This is a genomic window from Tropicimonas sediminicola, from assembly GCF_900188335.1.
Classification (GTDB): Bacteria; Pseudomonadota; Alphaproteobacteria; order Rhodobacterales; family Rhodobacteraceae; genus Tropicimonas; species Tropicimonas sediminicola.
Window position 1 is genome coordinate 66,142 of the sequence record NZ_FZOY01000006.1, and the last position, 13,533, is coordinate 79,674.

Here is a 13,533-nt window from a genome sequence, read left to right on the forward strand (position 1 = left end):
GCTCAGCCGAACATCTCCTTAAGATCGACGGTGCTGCGCTCGTTGAGGTCGTCCCTGTGCTCGGCCAGAAAGCGGTCCGCCGCCGCGCGCCCGGCTGCCTTCAGCCGCGACAGGATCACCGGAGACGGCACGATCTTGGTTGCAACGGACAGGTCGCGCATGAAATCGTCGTCGGCGATCATGTGCACCAGCACGTCGCGCATCTGCCCGCGCTCGACCCGCCCGTCCGCGATCAGCTCCTTGACGAAGTTGATCGCCCGCAATTCACGCAGCAGCGAAGAATTGAAGCTGATCTCGTTGATCCGATTGTGAATTTCCGACCCCGTCCGCGGCACTTCCGGCCGGAAGAGCGGGTTGATGTTCACGATCAGCACGTCTGAGGGATAGTCCGGCTGGAACAGCGGAAAGAGCGCGGGATTGCCGGTGTAGCCACCGTCCCAGAACGCCTCGAGCTCCCCGGTGCGCGGATCGACCATCTCCACCGCCTGGAACAGCGACGGCAGGCAACCTGAGGCCAGGATCGCCTCGGTCGAGATCTCCTGCCCGGCGAAGACCCGGATCTTGCCGCTGCGCACATTGGTGGCGGACACGAAGAAGGCCGGGCCGGTGTCGGCGCAGACGCGGTCGTATTCGAACCGCTCCACGATCCGCTCCAGCGGGTTGGAATAGAACGGGCCGTAGGAATAGGGGCTGACGACCCGGCTTGCGATATCCGCCATCCCGTAGAGCGGCGAGCTCTCCAGAATTTGCGCATAGACCTCGCTCGGCGGCGCGAAGGGCGCGAACCAGTGGGTCAGGCGCAGGTCCTGCACGCCGGCCACCTGGTGCCAGAGCCAGTCAAGGTTGGCGCGCGCGGCCTCACGGTCCTGCCCCTTGCCGTCGGCGACCAACCCCGCCTTCAGCGCGGCGCCGTTCAGCGCACCCGCCGAAGTCCCGGAGATCGCGGCGATCTCGATCTCTTCGTCGTCGAGCAGACGGTCGAGCACCCCCCAGGTAAAGGCGCCATGCGCGCCGCCGCCCTGCAGAGCCAGGTTGATCCGTTTCATCGCCGCGCCCTCTTCTGTCCGAAAGTATCGCGGGGGAGCCACGCCTCCCCCGCGACGTCTCAGAGCGCCGTCCAGCCGCCGTCGACGCTGATGGTCGTGCCGGTGATCTGGTCGGCCGCCGGAGAGCACAGGAAAACGCAGGTTCCGCCGAGCTGCTCGACGGTGGCGAACTCCTTGGACGGCTGCCGTTCGAGCATGACCTTCTTGATCACGTCCTCCCGGCTCATGTCGTATTCCTTCATCGTCTCCGGGATCTGCGCCTCGACAAGCGGGGTCAGTACGTAGCCCGGGCAGATCGCGTTGGCGGTGATCGGCTGCTGCGCCGTCTCCAGCGCCACCACCTTGGTCATGCCCACGATGCCGTGCTTGGCCGCCACATAGGCCGACTTGTACGGCGAGGCGGTCAGACCATGGGCGGAGGCGATGTTGATCACCCTGCCCCAGCCCGCTTTCCGCATCCCCGGCAGCGCCGCCGCCGTGGTGTGGAACGCCGAGCTCAGATTGATCGCGATGATCGCGTCCCATTTCTCGACCGGGAACTCGTCGATCCCGGCGACGTGCTGAATCCCAGCGTTGTTCACCAGGATATCGCAGGTGCCCGCCTTCTCGACCAGCGCGCGGCACTCGTCACCCTTCGACATGTCGGCCTTGATGTAGCGCGCCGACGTGCCGGTCTCTTTCGCGATCTCCTCGGCCAGCGCGTGGTCCTCGTCGCGGTCCGTGAAGGAGTTCAGCACCACGTCCGCGCCGGCCCGCGCCAGTTCCCAGGCGACCCCGAGGCCGATCCCGGAATTGGACCCGGTGATAATGGCCGTCTTTCCGTTGAGTGACATTGCGTTCCCTCCATTGTCAGTCCAGAGGGAACATACATGCTGCACGCGCAAAATGAAGGATTCGGGACGCGCGCTCGGGATCACGGTTTGTGCCTTTCCCGCGACCGAAAATGCCAGCCGATGAAGATTGCCGCTCGAACGCCACTGGAAAGGGCAGAAAAAAACGCCCGCACAAGGCGGGCGTTAAGTCATTGAGGCAGGTTTCATACAGGCAAGAAACCTATCGAGCAGTGCCTTAGTTATACGCAAACAACCGCCAGAGTCCAAGTTAAAAGTTTGAAATACTTGACTTGCAGGACTACGCTCTCGGCCAAACAAACAAGGGCAGTGAGGGATTGTTGCGAAAATGGGGTACGATTTTTTCTGTGGAATCCGGCCGATTCTGCTGGCCACATGCCTGGGCACAACGGCAGGATTCGTTAACGCAGAGCCCGCACATGGCATAGCTATGTATGGCGAGCCCGCCCTGCCACCGGATTTTGTGTCTTTGCCCTATGTCAATCCGGACGCTCCCAAGGGCGGGCGCATCGTCCTTTCGGAGGTGGGCGGCTTCGACAGCCTCAATCCTTTCATCCTCAAGGGCAACTCGGTCTATGGTCACAGGGTCTACGGCTTCGAGAGCCTGATGGGCCGGAACTGGGACGAGCCTTTCACCCTCTACGGCCTGCTGGCCGAATCGGTGGAGACCGGCCTGAATCGAGAATGGGTCGAATTCACGCTGCGACCGGAAGCCCGCTTCTCGGACGGCTCGCCGGTGACCGTCGAGGACGTGCTCTGGTCCTTCGAGACGCTCGGCACCCTGGGCCACCCGCGCTACCACGCGGGCTGGGAAAAGATCGAAACCGCCGAGGCCGTGGGAGAGCGCACCGTCCGCTTCACCTTCAACACCGAGGACAACGAACTGCCGCTGATCCTCGGCCTGCGCCCGATCCTCCAGAAAGCCGCATACGAAGGCCGCGCCTTCCACGAGAGCACGCTCGAGCCGCCCGTCGGTTCCGGCCCCTACGTGATCTCGGATTACGAGCCCGGCCGCTTCCTCACGCTCAAGAAGGATCCGGACTGGTGGGGCGCCGACCTGCCGTTCAACCGCGGCCAGCACAATATCGACGAGATCCGCTACGAATGGTTCGGCGATGCCGACGTGGCCTTCGAGGCCTTCCGCGCGGGAGAGATCTCCTTCAACCGGGAGGGCAATCTCGCCAAGTGGCGGACGGCCTATGACTTCCCCGCCGTCCGCTCTGGAGAGGTGGTGCTTTCGGAGGTCCCCCACCAGCGTCCGGGCGGTATCCGGGGCCTCGTGATGAACACCCGCCGCGCGCCTTTCGACGACTGGCGGGTGCGTGATGCGCTGATCCACGCGTTCAACTTCGAGTTCATCAACAACGCCATCAACGGCGGCGAGGAGCCGAGGATCGCGTCCTACTTCACCAACTCGGTGCTGGCGATGTCCGACGGGCCGGCCGAGGGCAAGGTGCGAGAGTACCTGGAGCCCTTTGCCGACCAGCTTCTGCCGGGCGCGCTCGAAGGCTATACCCTGCCCGCCTCCGACGGCAGCGAGGCCAATCGCCGGAACACCCGCAAGGCCATCGGCATCCTCTCGGACGCCGGCTGGACGGTGCAGGACGGGGTGATGAAGAACGCCGACGGCAAGGCGCTGGAGTTCGACATCCTCCTGCAATCGGGCGACACGCAGAACGTCAACATCGCCGAGCTCTACGCCGAGCAACTCAAGCGGATCGGCGTGGTGGCCAATCTCGTGACCGTGGACGCGGCGCAATACAAGGAGCGCACGCAGGCCTACGATTTCGACATGGCCCATTACATCCGGCTGATGTCGCTCAGCCCGGGCAACGAACAGATCCTCTACTGGGGCAAGGACGGCGTCACCGAGCCGGGTACGCGCAACTGGATGGGCATGAACAACCCGGCGGTGGAGTCGCTCATCGACTCGATGCTGAACGCCAGCGACCAGGAAGATTTCCGCGCCGCGGTGAAGGCGCTCGACCGGGTGCTGACCACGGGGCGCTACGTGATCCCGATCTGGTACTCGCCGGTCAGCTACATCGCCTACAAGTCCGAGCTGAAATATCCCGAGGGCAAGACGCAGATGTATGGCGACTGGCTCGGCTTTCAGCCGGACGTCTGGTGGATCGAGAACTGAACGCCGCCCCGGGCACGCGCCCGTGGAACGGTGCTCCACAGCAAAAAGGGCCGCGAAATCGCGGCCCTTTTCGTTTGTCGTATCCGGCGCGGATCAGCGCTTGGAGAACTGGAAGCTCCGGCGGGCCTTGCGGCGGCCGAACTTCTTGCGTTCCACCACGCGGCTGTCGCGGGTCAGGAAGCCCGCGGCCTTGAGCGGCGCGCGCAGGGCGGGATCGTAGAGCTGCAGGGCCTTGGAGATGCCGTGCTTGACCGCGCCAGCCTGACCGGAGAGGCCGCCGCCCTTGACCGTGGCGACGACGTCGAACTCGCCTTCGACGCCAGCGATCTGGAACGGCTGGTTCAGGATCAGCTGCTGCACCGGACGGGCGAAGTAGACGGTGATGTCGCGACCGTTGACGGTGACCTTGCCGGAGCCCGGCTTGATCCAGACACGGGCGACCGCGTCCTTCCGCTTGCCGGTGGCATAGGAGCGGCCCAGCTCGTCGCGGACCGGCTCACGGTTGACCAGCTCTTCGACGACCGGAGCGGTGCCTTCGGCGACTTCGTTCAGCTCGGCGAGGGATTTGATTTCTTCGACCATTGTCCTCAGCTCCGGGTGTTCTTCTTGTTCATGGACTTGACGTCGAGCACTTCGGGCTTCTGGGCCTCATGCGGATGCTCGGAGCCGGCGTAGACACGCAGGTTGGTCATCTGCTGGCGCGACAGGCGGTTGCCCGGCAGCATGCGCTTGACCGCCTGGGTCACGACGCGCTCGGGGTACTTGCCCTCGAGGATCTGACCGGTGGTGCGGGACTTGATGCCGCCCGGGTAGCCGGTGTGCCAGTAGTTCGGCTTCATGCGCTTGTTGCCCGTGAGCTGCACCTTGTCGGCGTTGATCACGATGACATTGTCGCCCATGTCCATGTGCGGGGTGAAGGTCGCCTTGTGCTTGCCGCGCAGGCGATTGGCGACGATCGAGGCGAGACGGCCCAGCACCACGCCTTCGGCGTCGATGATGATCCATTTCTTGTCGATATCCGCCGGGGTCGCGGTAAAGGTTTTCATGGTTCTTGCTCTTATGATCCGTCGGGGGGCGCCCATGACGGACGCCCGAAGCGATTGATGGAGCGGTTCTAAGGATTTCCGCGATTGGGTCAAGAGCATTTGCACCGAAATAATCAAGCAATAACAATACTCTAAAATTACGGTATCATTTTACCCCACAATTTCCCGCTCATTTGCGCCTCTGCCCCGGTCAGCGCGCCGGCGGGATGGCATAGGTCATGCCGGCACGGGCCACCGGGTCGGGCTGCCCCTCGCTGAAGATCAGAACATCGCCGACCGCGAGCTGCCGCCCGAGCTTGAGCAGGCGCGCCTCTGCCAGCAGGTCACAGCCGGCCGCGGGCTTGCGCATGAAGTCGATGGAACAGTTCGTGGTCACCGCCAGCGCCACCGGGCCGATGCGGGAGAGCACCGCGAGGTAGATCGCCACATCCGCAAGCGCGAACATCGACGGGCCGGAGACGGTGCCCCCCGGGCGAAGGTGCACCTCCCGGATCGCCATCCGCACGGTGAGGGCCGCCGCCGAGAGGCGCTCGACCCGGAAATCATTGACCACCTGCGGGAACTCCCGCGCCAGGAACGCTTCCAGTTCCTCCGCATTCATCGCCAGTGACATACGCCCTTCCCCTCCCCGTCGGCCGCGTTACTCTGCCGGCAGGCTATGGGAGGATGGCATGACGGACGAGATCCTGTTGCGGGAGGACCGCGGTTACGTTGCGGAACTGACACTGAACCGCCCCGCGGCACTGAATGCGCTTTCCGATGCAATGCTCGCCCGCCTGTCGGAAGAACTCGACACGCTGGCCGAAGATCGAAAGGTCCGGGTGGTGATCCTTCGCGGCGCGGGCAAGGTGTTTTGCGCCGGGCATGACCTCAAGGAGATGCAGGCGGGCCGGCAGACGGAGGACCGGGGGGCCGCCTATTTCGCGGACCTGTTCCGGCGCTGCGCAGACGTGATGCTGGCCATCCAGCGCCTGCCGCAACCGGTGATCGCGGAGGCGCATGGCATCGCCACCGCCGCCGGCTGCCAGCTCGTCGCATCCTGCGACATGGCGGTGGCGGCGGAGGGCACGCGGTTTGGCGTGAACGGGGTCAACATCGGGTTGTTCTGCTCGACGCCCATGGTGGCGCTGAGCCGCGTCGTGCCGCGCAAGAAGGCCTTCGAGATGCTCAGCACCGGGCATTTCGTCGACGCGGCGGAGGCGGAGGCCATCGGTCTGGTGAACCGTGTGGTACCGGCGGAACACTTGCAAACGCAGACGCGGGAGTTGGCCGACCATCTGGCCGCCAAGCTTGAGGCGGCGGTGCGGATCGGCAAACGGGCCTTTTACGAGCAGATCGAGATGCAGATCGAGGACGCCTATGCCCACGCTGCGGCGGTGATGACGGAGAACATGCTGTGGCGCGACACCGACGAGGGCATTGCAGCCTTCATCGAGAAGCGCAAGCCCGACTGGGCGGAGTAGCAGAGGGCGACCTCTCCCGCCGGTCGTCGACGCGGCTTGCGCCGCGCCTTCTCCCGTTGGGCCGGGCGCGCGTTCCGCGCGCGACACGATCTTTCTGCCGAAAGATCGCGCCTCCGGCGGGGGTATTTGCGCCAGGAGATCGATCGGGCCGCACAGCCCCGGTTTGACCCTAAGGGCGCCGTTTCCGACATTCCCTGTCGTCTTTGACCAAGCCCGTCGGCGGGGCGCTGGCGAGGCTCGGACAACAACAGCCGGAGGCCGCGCATGAAAACCACCACGCAAGTCTGTGTCATTGGCGGCGGTGTCGTCGGCTGCTCCGTGCTTTACCACCTGACCAAGCTCGGCTGGAGCGACGTCATGCTGGTGGAGCGATCCGAGCTGACCAGCGGCTCCACCTGGCATGCGGCGGGCGGGTTTCACACGCTCAACGGCGACACCAACATGGCGGCGCTGCAGGGGTACACGATCGGGCTCTACAAGGAGCTGGAAGCGATCACCGGCATGTCCTGCGGGCTGCACCATGTGGGCGGGATCACCCTCGCGGACACGCCGGAGCGGTTCGACATGCTGAAGGCGGAGCGGGCCAAGCACCGGTACATGGGGCTCGACACCGAGATCCTCTCGCCCTCCGAGATCAAGGCGATGGCCGAGCTGGTGAATGTCGACGGTATCCTCGGCGGGCTCTATGACCCGCTCGACGGGCATCTGGACCCCTCGGGCACAACCCATGCCTATGCGAAGGCCGCGCGGATGGCGGGGGCCGAGATCGTGACGCATTGCATGGTGCGCGAGACCAATCCCCGCCCGGACGGGACATGGGAGGTGGTGACCGACAAGGGCACGATCCACGCCGAGCACGTGGTGAACGCAGGCGGGCTCTGGGCGCGGGAGGTCGGCGCGATGGCAGGCGTCTACCTGCCCCTGCTGCCGATGGCGCACCAGTACATCGTGACCGACGACATCCCCGAGATCTACAACCGGGACGGCGAGTTCCCGCATATCATCGACCCCGGCGGCGAGAGCTACATGCGGCAGGAGGGGCGCGGGCTCTGCATCGGGTTCTACGAGAAGCCCTGCGAGGCCTGGTCGATCGACGGCACCCCCTGGGAGTTTGGCCACGAATTGCTGAACGACCAGTTCGAGAAGATCGAGGATTCGATCACCTTTGCCTATGCCCGCGTTCCGGTGCTGGAGACGGCGGGGGTGAAATCGGTGATCCACGGGCCCTTCACCTTTGCGCCGGATGGCAACCCGCTGGTCGGGCCGGTGCCGGGGCTCAGGAACTACTGGTCGGCCTGCGCGGTGATGGCCGGGTTCAGCCAGGGCGGCGGCGTCGGGCTGACGCTGGCGCAATGGATGATTCACGGAGAGCCGGCGCAGAACAGCTTTGCGCTGGACGTGGCACGCTTCGGCAAGTGGACGACACCGGGCTACACCGTGCCGAAGGTGGTCGAGAACTACCAGAACCGGTTTTCCGTCTCCTTCCCGAACCAGGAACTGCCGGCCGCGCGCCCCTTCCGCACCACGCCGATGTACGACATCTGGAAGGGCATGAACGCGGTCTTCGGCCAGCAATACGGGCTGGAGGTGGTGAACTACTTTGCGCCCGAGGGGGCGACGCCCTACGAGGAGCCGACATTCCGCCGTTCCAATGCCTGGGAGCCCGTGCGGGCCGAGGTGCGCGCGGTGCGCGACGCTGTCGGGATCAACGAGATCCACAACTTCGGCAAGTTCTCCGTCACCGGCCCGGGGGCGCGGGACTGGCTCGACCGGATCATGGCCGGGCGCATCCCGGCGCCGGGCCGGCTGGCGCTGTCGCCGATGCTGGCGCCGTCCGGACGGCTGATCGGCGATTTCACCATCTCATGCCTCGGCGCGGAGGAGTTCCAGCTCACCGCCTCCTACGGCAGCCAGGATTTCCACCTGCGCTGGTTCGAGCAGAATGCAGCGGACGGCGTGACGGTCCGCAATGTCTCCGACCTGCGCACCGGGTTTCAGATCGCCGGCCCGAAGGCGCGGGAGCTGCTGGCGCGGGTCACGCGGGCGGATGTGGGCGCCGAGGCCTTCCGGTTCCTGGACGTGAAGCGGATGACGGTGGGCATGGCCGACGCCATCGTGCAGCGCGTGAGCTATACCGGGGATCTCGGCTACGAGATCTTTGTCGACCCGATGAGCCAGCGCAACCTGTGGCATGTCCTGTCGGCGGCGGGCACGGACCTCGGGCTGCGCCCGTTCGGGATGCGGGCGATGATGTCGCTGCGGCTCGACAAGGGTTTTGGCGGGTGGCTGCGGGAATATTCGCCGGACTACATGCCCGCCGAGACCGGGCTCGACCGTTTCATCGCCTGGCAGAAGACAGCGCCGTTCATCGGCCGGCACGCCGCGGAACAGACCCGGCGCGAAGGGCCGGCTCGGCGGCTCTGCACCTTCATCGTCGATGCCGAGGATGCGGACGTGGCGGCCTACGAGCCGATCTGGCTCGACGGCGCGGTCGTCGGGTTCTGCACCTCGGGCGGCTACTCGCATTACGCGGAGAAATCCGTTGCCATCGGCTTCCTGCCGACCGAGCGGATCCGCGACGGGCTGGAGGTGGAGATCGAGATCCTCGGCGCGCGGCGACCGGCGCGGCTTTACACCGAACCGCTCTTCGATCCCGACGGCGCGCGCATGCGCGGCTGAGCGCGTATCAGTGCAGTCGGGTGGGCGCGCTGGGTGCGGAGGATACTGGCCGGCGGAATTCGAGCTTGCCGGTCTCCGGGGATACGCGGCCAAGGCGCGGGAGATCCGTTGCGATCCGCGCCGGCTCCGCACCGGTGAACACCTGCACCTGCTGTCCCACCGCGACCCAAAGCACTCTCTGCGTGCCGGTCTCGAGGCGGTCCCCCGGCCTCAGGCGCACGGCGGAACGCAGACCCGCAGCCGTCCGGACGGCCTCGCCCCTTGCGAATTTCAGAACCCGCTGCAACGGACTCCGCTCCTGTGCGGGCTTCGCGCCCACCGATGTCGTCTTCTTCATGCCTGCCTCTCCGCCCGCATCCACTGGCGAGCGATTGTTATGCAGACACAATAGCTTGCCCGATTCGAATCGGGCTACATCGCGCAGGTCGGAAGGTCGGAATTCCGCGGGATGTGAGTCTTTTCGGGCACCCTTCAGAAGTCCCCGCAGCTGCAGGCGCTTCAAGACCGCTCAAAAACAGAGACGGGGGAGCAAAAGCTCCCCCGCCCCATTTCCACCCCCAACCAAGCCCCCAATGGCTCGAGAGCGAACTCGTTACCGGTAGTCATGCACTCGTTACGCGACCAGCACTCGCTTGTTCACCAACTCAGATCACTCTGAAATCACTCGCATCCCAATCTGTCGCTCAAATTGACACACCTCTTTCACTCGTCAGGATCTAACCCAGGCACTCGCTAATTCTACCTCCCGAGAAGCACGGCCTCGTGCTCCTTCAGGGTTCTGCGGGCGGCGGAATACTTTCGCTGCCCCTTGTACGTCTGGAGCTCCGGAAACACCGTGAAGAGCTCGTTGCGTTGCGCATTGCCCAGACCGCGCAGCGAGTGATCGCCGGGCTGGAAACTCTCGGTCCAGGCACCGTTCGCCAGCACCACCTCGTGCTGGTCGAACATGAAATGGATGTAGGTCGTCTGCAGCATCTGCAGCCGGTGGACGCTGCGGTTGTTGATCAGGTGCTTGGCCGCGACCAGCACCTCGTGCTCCTCGAAATAGAGCGCCGTCAGGTCGTTTGCCACGAGCATCCGGTGGTTCGGAGAGACGATCATGTCGCGCTCCGGCAGCCCGTCGGCAAAGGCGCCCTTGCGGATCAGGATCGGCTGCAGGTGCCGCTCCTCGGAAAGCTGCTCGTAGTCGATCAGCTTCTGACCGTACCAGCGGATCTCCTGGATGCCGTTGTCGCGGGTGATCACCTTGTCGCCGACCGTCAGCTCTTCCACCGGCCGTTCACCATTGGGTGTCGCGATCAGGGTGCCGGGGGTAAAGCACGGGATGATCTTCTCGATGTTCTCGAAATGGGCCGTGCCGATGACATGGCCGCCCGGTTTGTCGAGGAACTCCACCGTGCCGTCAAAGCCGTTGCCGTCGCTGTCGGTGACCAGGTCGGTGACACGGATCGGTCCGCTGCCGCGCAGGTCGAGCGTGTCGCAATCGATGCCGCCATCGCCGCCGAAAATCTTGTCGCCGATGCTGATCTTGCTGAACGTATCGCGGTCGTCGCCGCCATACATGATGTCCGGATCGCCACCGCCGGGCAGGTCGCCGTCGCCGATGATCGTGTCGTCGCCGTCCCCGCCGTAGGAGGTGTCGCGCCCTTCGCCGCCGATCAGCGTGTCGTTGCCCTTCTGGCCATAGAGGGTGTCGTTGCCCTCGTCGCCGTAGAGCGTGTCGTCGCCGGTGGCGGAATCGTCGATGGCCGGGCCGCTGGACGTGTAGTCGTAATGCTTGTTGTCCAGGGTGGCGCCGGAGGTGCCGAGGTCGACCTTGACGACGACGTCGTTGAAATCCTTGTCGCCGAGGCAGAGCAGGTCTTCGAAGCCGAGCTTGACCGAGCCGTCCGGGTATTCGCCCAGTCCCTTGGTGTGCACCTTGCCGTCGGGGTTGAGATCGACGTTCTCGCCATAGGCGGAGGACACGAAGGTGCCCTGCGGGCTGATGATCCCGATCCCCATGATCCCGCAGGGATCGACGTTGTAGGTAAAGGTCTTCCCGACATCAGCCTTGGTGTTCTCGCTCAGGATGACCAGGTTGCTGACGTCGCCCGTCTCGGGGTCGATCGTGTAGGCAAAAAGCTTGTTGGTGAAGCTGGCATCGGTGTCGGTGATGGTGATCTTCGCCGGCCCGTATTCCAGGCTGCGGTCACCGTAGATCGTGTCGTCGCCCTTGCCGCCGTGCACGGTGTCGTCGCCGCCGCCGGCATAGACGATATCGTCATCCGGCCCCTGCCCCGGCAGGATCGCATCGCCCGCGTCGATCATGTCGCCCTGCGGGTCGCCGGTGTAGTTCTCGTCGATCAGGTCGTCGCCATCGGTGCCCTCGACGATGCCGTTGGGCGCATCGCAATCGTCGCCGTCCAGGTCGATCGAGTATTTCACATCGTCTATCGCCGCCGAGCCGCAGACCGTGACCTCCATCCGATAGACGCCCTCGGCGTCGATCTCCACGGTGGCCTGCTCGTTGTTGCAGATCTCCGGGATCCAGACCTTCTTGATCAGGTCACCTTCGGCGTCGAAGCACTTGATATAGCCGCCTTCCTCGGTGTCGAGCACGCGCAGGCTGTCGACACTGGCAGCGCTCTCGAATTCGAAAACGAGCGTGCCGCCGCTGGCATTGTCGTCGGGATCGCTCTGGTCGCCGTCTTCCGACAGGATCAGCACCTTCGACATGTTCGAGGTCTTGAGATCCCAGTCGCCGCCGGTCGGACGGGCGGTGTCGAAGATCATCGCGGGATTATGGGAATTCAGGGAAAAGATCCGCACGCCCTGGTCGGAATACTGGTCCGAAAGCAGATCGCCAGCCGACAGCGCGTTGAAGTCGAGAAGAACATCCGCCATGACCGCCCCCTTATCCGGTCACGCCGAAGCGTGCCGGCGCCCGTGCGGCGGCCAGCAGCGACGCGCTCCGGAGATCGGAGGCGGCATTCCGGGGAGCCCCGGACGCCATGAGGTTGGTTTCTTCAGCACTTGCCATAAGGCGTTCCACTCGCATTCGCACGTTCAACATCCCTGACCACGGCGCTCACCCGGCACGCTCGGGCCGCGACACACTTCCAGATCTCCGAGAACATGAGAAAAGACCGGCAAACACACGCACCCACCGCGAAAAACCGGCAAGCACACCCGGTCTCCCGCCTTTCGCACCGCGGAGCCCGTGCCTTCGGCAGGCGCTCCACCCTTTCCCATGTTCCATAACGGCAGCGCTACGGAAGCTTGCGCGGCCACCCCCATGGCCTACACAACAACGCCCTCACATCGGGCAGGATCAGTTTACCGCTTCGCAACCGCAGCAAGGAAGTGAAAATTGTCCGAAAAGTGGCAACGAAGTGTTCCGTCGCGGTGGCCACATGGTTAAGGCGGCGGCTGACAAGGTGGCAAACCGGTGCAGATTGTTTCCCATTTCCCAAGGCACGGAGGCTATCCCAGGGCCGACGCACCCGCATTTGCCCCTTCTGAATCAATGAACTCACGACGTGACGCAACGGCCGGCGCCACACCCGGAGCGAATGGTCGTTTCCGCCGCAGCGACAAAGCCGGAGGCGTTTCGGCCGCCAGGGCGTCCGCGAAATTAACAAACTGGGCAGAAATGCGGCGAAGTCGAGACGCTGCGAACGCGCATCAATCAGGCTCGTTTCATCGAAATTGTTTGAAAAACGAAGGGAGTCGAGACGATGAGGCGATTCGTCCCAGCGGTCAGGACTCGCGTCCCGGCGGCGCCTCCGCCGGTGAGTCGATGCTCGCGTGCCAGGGCTTGAGATCGACCACCGGGGTCCGGTCGAAACAATCGAGCGCGTCGATCTCGATTACCCCGGTCCCGGCATCGATCGAGACGATGCGCACCACGGACATCGCCACCGGGTTCGGTCGATTGGGCGAGCGCAGAGCGAAGGTGCCGCGCGGCGCCTCGGTATGACGCGGCGCCTGGAGGATCAGGTCGCGCCGCGCGCGGTCCATCCAGTAAAGCACCACCAGTGGCTGCCCGGGCACCAATCCCTCAAGCCCTTCGCCCATCCCCTCGATCAGCTCGATCCGCGCGCCCTGCCCGCTCTGGCGCGCCGAGCCGATGTTGCGCGGGCACTCTTTCGGCCCCCACGGCGTGCGGATCTCGCCAATGAAGCAGATCCGGGCGTCGTCGGCCGCAGCCGGATCGCGGGCCAGCAGCCGCTCGCCCGGGCGGATCACGGGGGTGTAGTCGTCACGGTCGGACATCGGTCTCTCCGATTGGCGGCGTTGCCCGAACCCTGCGCCACGACGCGG

General features: G+C 64.8%; 11 protein-coding genes. 3 read left to right on the forward strand and 8 right to left on the reverse strand.

Translation table 11 applies throughout. The annotated features are described in order from the left end of the window. Positions 1 to 2 precede the first annotated feature (2 nt). Together CHB86_RS15625 and CHB86_RS15630 are read right to left on the reverse strand one after the other, a co-directional pair. The gene (locus CHB86_RS15625; RefSeq protein ID WP_089234018.1) at positions 3 to 1,046 is read right to left on the reverse strand and encodes a patatin-like phospholipase family protein; all 1,044 of its coding nucleotides are present in this window, start codon (positions 1,044 to 1,046) and stop codon (positions 3 to 5) included. Positions 1,047 to 1,105: 59 nt separating this feature from the next. After that, the gene (locus CHB86_RS15630; protein WP_089234019.1) at positions 1,106 to 1,879 is read right to left on the reverse strand and encodes a 3-hydroxybutyrate dehydrogenase; all 774 of its coding nucleotides are present in this window, start codon (positions 1,877 to 1,879) and stop codon (positions 1,106 to 1,108) included. 346 nt (positions 1,880 to 2,225) lie between these two features. Between CHB86_RS15630 and CHB86_RS15635 the strand changes: the two genes are divergently transcribed. After that, positions 2,226 to 4,040, forward strand: coding sequence for an extracellular solute-binding protein (locus CHB86_RS15635; RefSeq protein WP_089234020.1), 1,815 nt, complete (start codon positions 2,226 to 2,228; stop codon positions 4,038 to 4,040). A 93-nt stretch (positions 4,041 to 4,133) separates the two neighbouring features. Here CHB86_RS15635 and rpsI read toward each other — a convergent pair whose 3' ends face one another. From rpsI to CHB86_RS15650, 3 genes are all read right to left on the reverse strand, one after another. After that, positions 4,134 to 4,622, reverse strand: coding sequence for a 30S ribosomal protein S9 (gene rpsI, locus CHB86_RS15640; RefSeq protein WP_089234021.1), 489 nt, complete (start codon positions 4,620 to 4,622; stop codon positions 4,134 to 4,136). 5 nt (positions 4,623 to 4,627) lie between these two features. Next, the gene (gene rplM / locus CHB86_RS15645) at positions 4,628 to 5,086 is read right to left on the reverse strand and encodes a 50S ribosomal protein L13 (RefSeq protein WP_089234022.1); all 459 of its coding nucleotides are present in this window, start codon (positions 5,084 to 5,086) and stop codon (positions 4,628 to 4,630) included. A 190-nt stretch (positions 5,087 to 5,276) separates the two neighbouring features. Then, the gene (locus tag CHB86_RS15650) at positions 5,277 to 5,699 is read right to left on the reverse strand and encodes a PaaI family thioesterase (protein WP_089234023.1); all 423 of its coding nucleotides are present in this window, start codon (positions 5,697 to 5,699) and stop codon (positions 5,277 to 5,279) included. A 58-nt stretch (positions 5,700 to 5,757) separates the two neighbouring features. Here CHB86_RS15650 and CHB86_RS15655 point away from each other — a divergent pair, with 58 nt between their 5' ends. Further along, the gene (locus CHB86_RS15655; RefSeq protein WP_089234024.1) at positions 5,758 to 6,549 is read left to right on the forward strand and encodes an enoyl-CoA hydratase; all 792 of its coding nucleotides are present in this window, start codon (positions 5,758 to 5,760) and stop codon (positions 6,547 to 6,549) included. Between the two features lie 264 nt (positions 6,550 to 6,813). Continuing rightward, entirely contained in the window at positions 6,814 to 9,228 is a 2,415-nt protein-coding gene (locus CHB86_RS15660; RefSeq protein WP_089234025.1) for a GcvT family protein, read from the forward strand. A 7-nt stretch (positions 9,229 to 9,235) separates the two neighbouring features. On the opposite strand, the gene CHB86_RS15665 is transcribed toward CHB86_RS15660, so the two are convergent. The 3 genes from CHB86_RS15665 to CHB86_RS15675 form a co-directional block, all read right to left on the reverse strand. After that, positions 9,236 to 9,565: a Hint domain-containing protein gene (locus tag CHB86_RS15665; protein ID WP_089234026.1), complete on the reverse strand. Its 330-nt coding sequence runs from the start codon at positions 9,563 to 9,565 to the stop codon at positions 9,236 to 9,238. A 401-nt stretch (positions 9,566 to 9,966) separates the two neighbouring features. After that, on the reverse strand, positions 9,967 to 12,114 hold the full coding sequence (locus tag CHB86_RS25240; protein ID WP_176442900.1) for a Hint domain-containing protein: 2,148 nt from the start codon (positions 12,112 to 12,114) through the stop codon (positions 9,967 to 9,969). Between the two features lie 855 nt (positions 12,115 to 12,969). Beyond that, positions 12,970 to 13,485 (reverse strand): TrmO family methyltransferase domain-containing protein, encoded by a 516-nt coding sequence (locus tag CHB86_RS15675; RefSeq protein ID WP_089234027.1) that lies wholly within the window; start codon positions 13,483 to 13,485, stop codon positions 12,970 to 12,972. Positions 13,486 to 13,533 lie beyond the last annotated feature (48 nt).

Bases quoted from the DNA above. Each gene is read 5' to 3' on its own strand.
- CHB86_RS15625 (WP_089234018.1), bottom strand. From the start codon at position 1,046: ATGAAACGGATCAACCTGGCTCTGCAGGGCGGCGGCGCGCATGGCGCC.
- CHB86_RS15630 (WP_089234019.1), bottom strand. From the start codon at position 1,879: ATGTCACTCAACGGAAAGACGGCCATTATCACCGGGTCCAATTCCGGG.
- CHB86_RS15635 (WP_089234020.1), top strand. From the start codon at position 2,226: ATGGGGTACGATTTTTTCTGTGGAATCCGGCCGATTCTGCTGGCCACA.
- rpsI (WP_089234021.1), bottom strand. From the start codon at position 4,622: ATGGTCGAAGAAATCAAATCCCTCGCCGAGCTGAACGAAGTCGCCGAA.
- rplM (WP_089234022.1), bottom strand. From the start codon at position 5,086: ATGAAAACCTTTACCGCGACCCCGGCGGATATCGACAAGAAATGGATC.
- CHB86_RS15650 (WP_089234023.1), bottom strand. From the start codon at position 5,699: ATGTCACTGGCGATGAATGCGGAGGAACTGGAAGCGTTCCTGGCGCGG.
- CHB86_RS15655 (WP_089234024.1), top strand. From the start codon at position 5,758: ATGACGGACGAGATCCTGTTGCGGGAGGACCGCGGTTACGTTGCGGAA.
- CHB86_RS15660 (WP_089234025.1), top strand. From the start codon at position 6,814: ATGAAAACCACCACGCAAGTCTGTGTCATTGGCGGCGGTGTCGTCGGC.
- CHB86_RS15665 (WP_089234026.1), bottom strand. From the start codon at position 9,565: ATGAAGAAGACGACATCGGTGGGCGCGAAGCCCGCACAGGAGCGGAGT.
- CHB86_RS25240 (WP_176442900.1), bottom strand. From the start codon at position 12,114: ATGGCGGATGTTCTTCTCGACTTCAACGCGCTGTCGGCTGGCGATCTG.
- CHB86_RS15675 (WP_089234027.1), bottom strand. From the start codon at position 13,485: ATGTCCGACCGTGACGACTACACCCCCGTGATCCGCCCGGGCGAGCGG.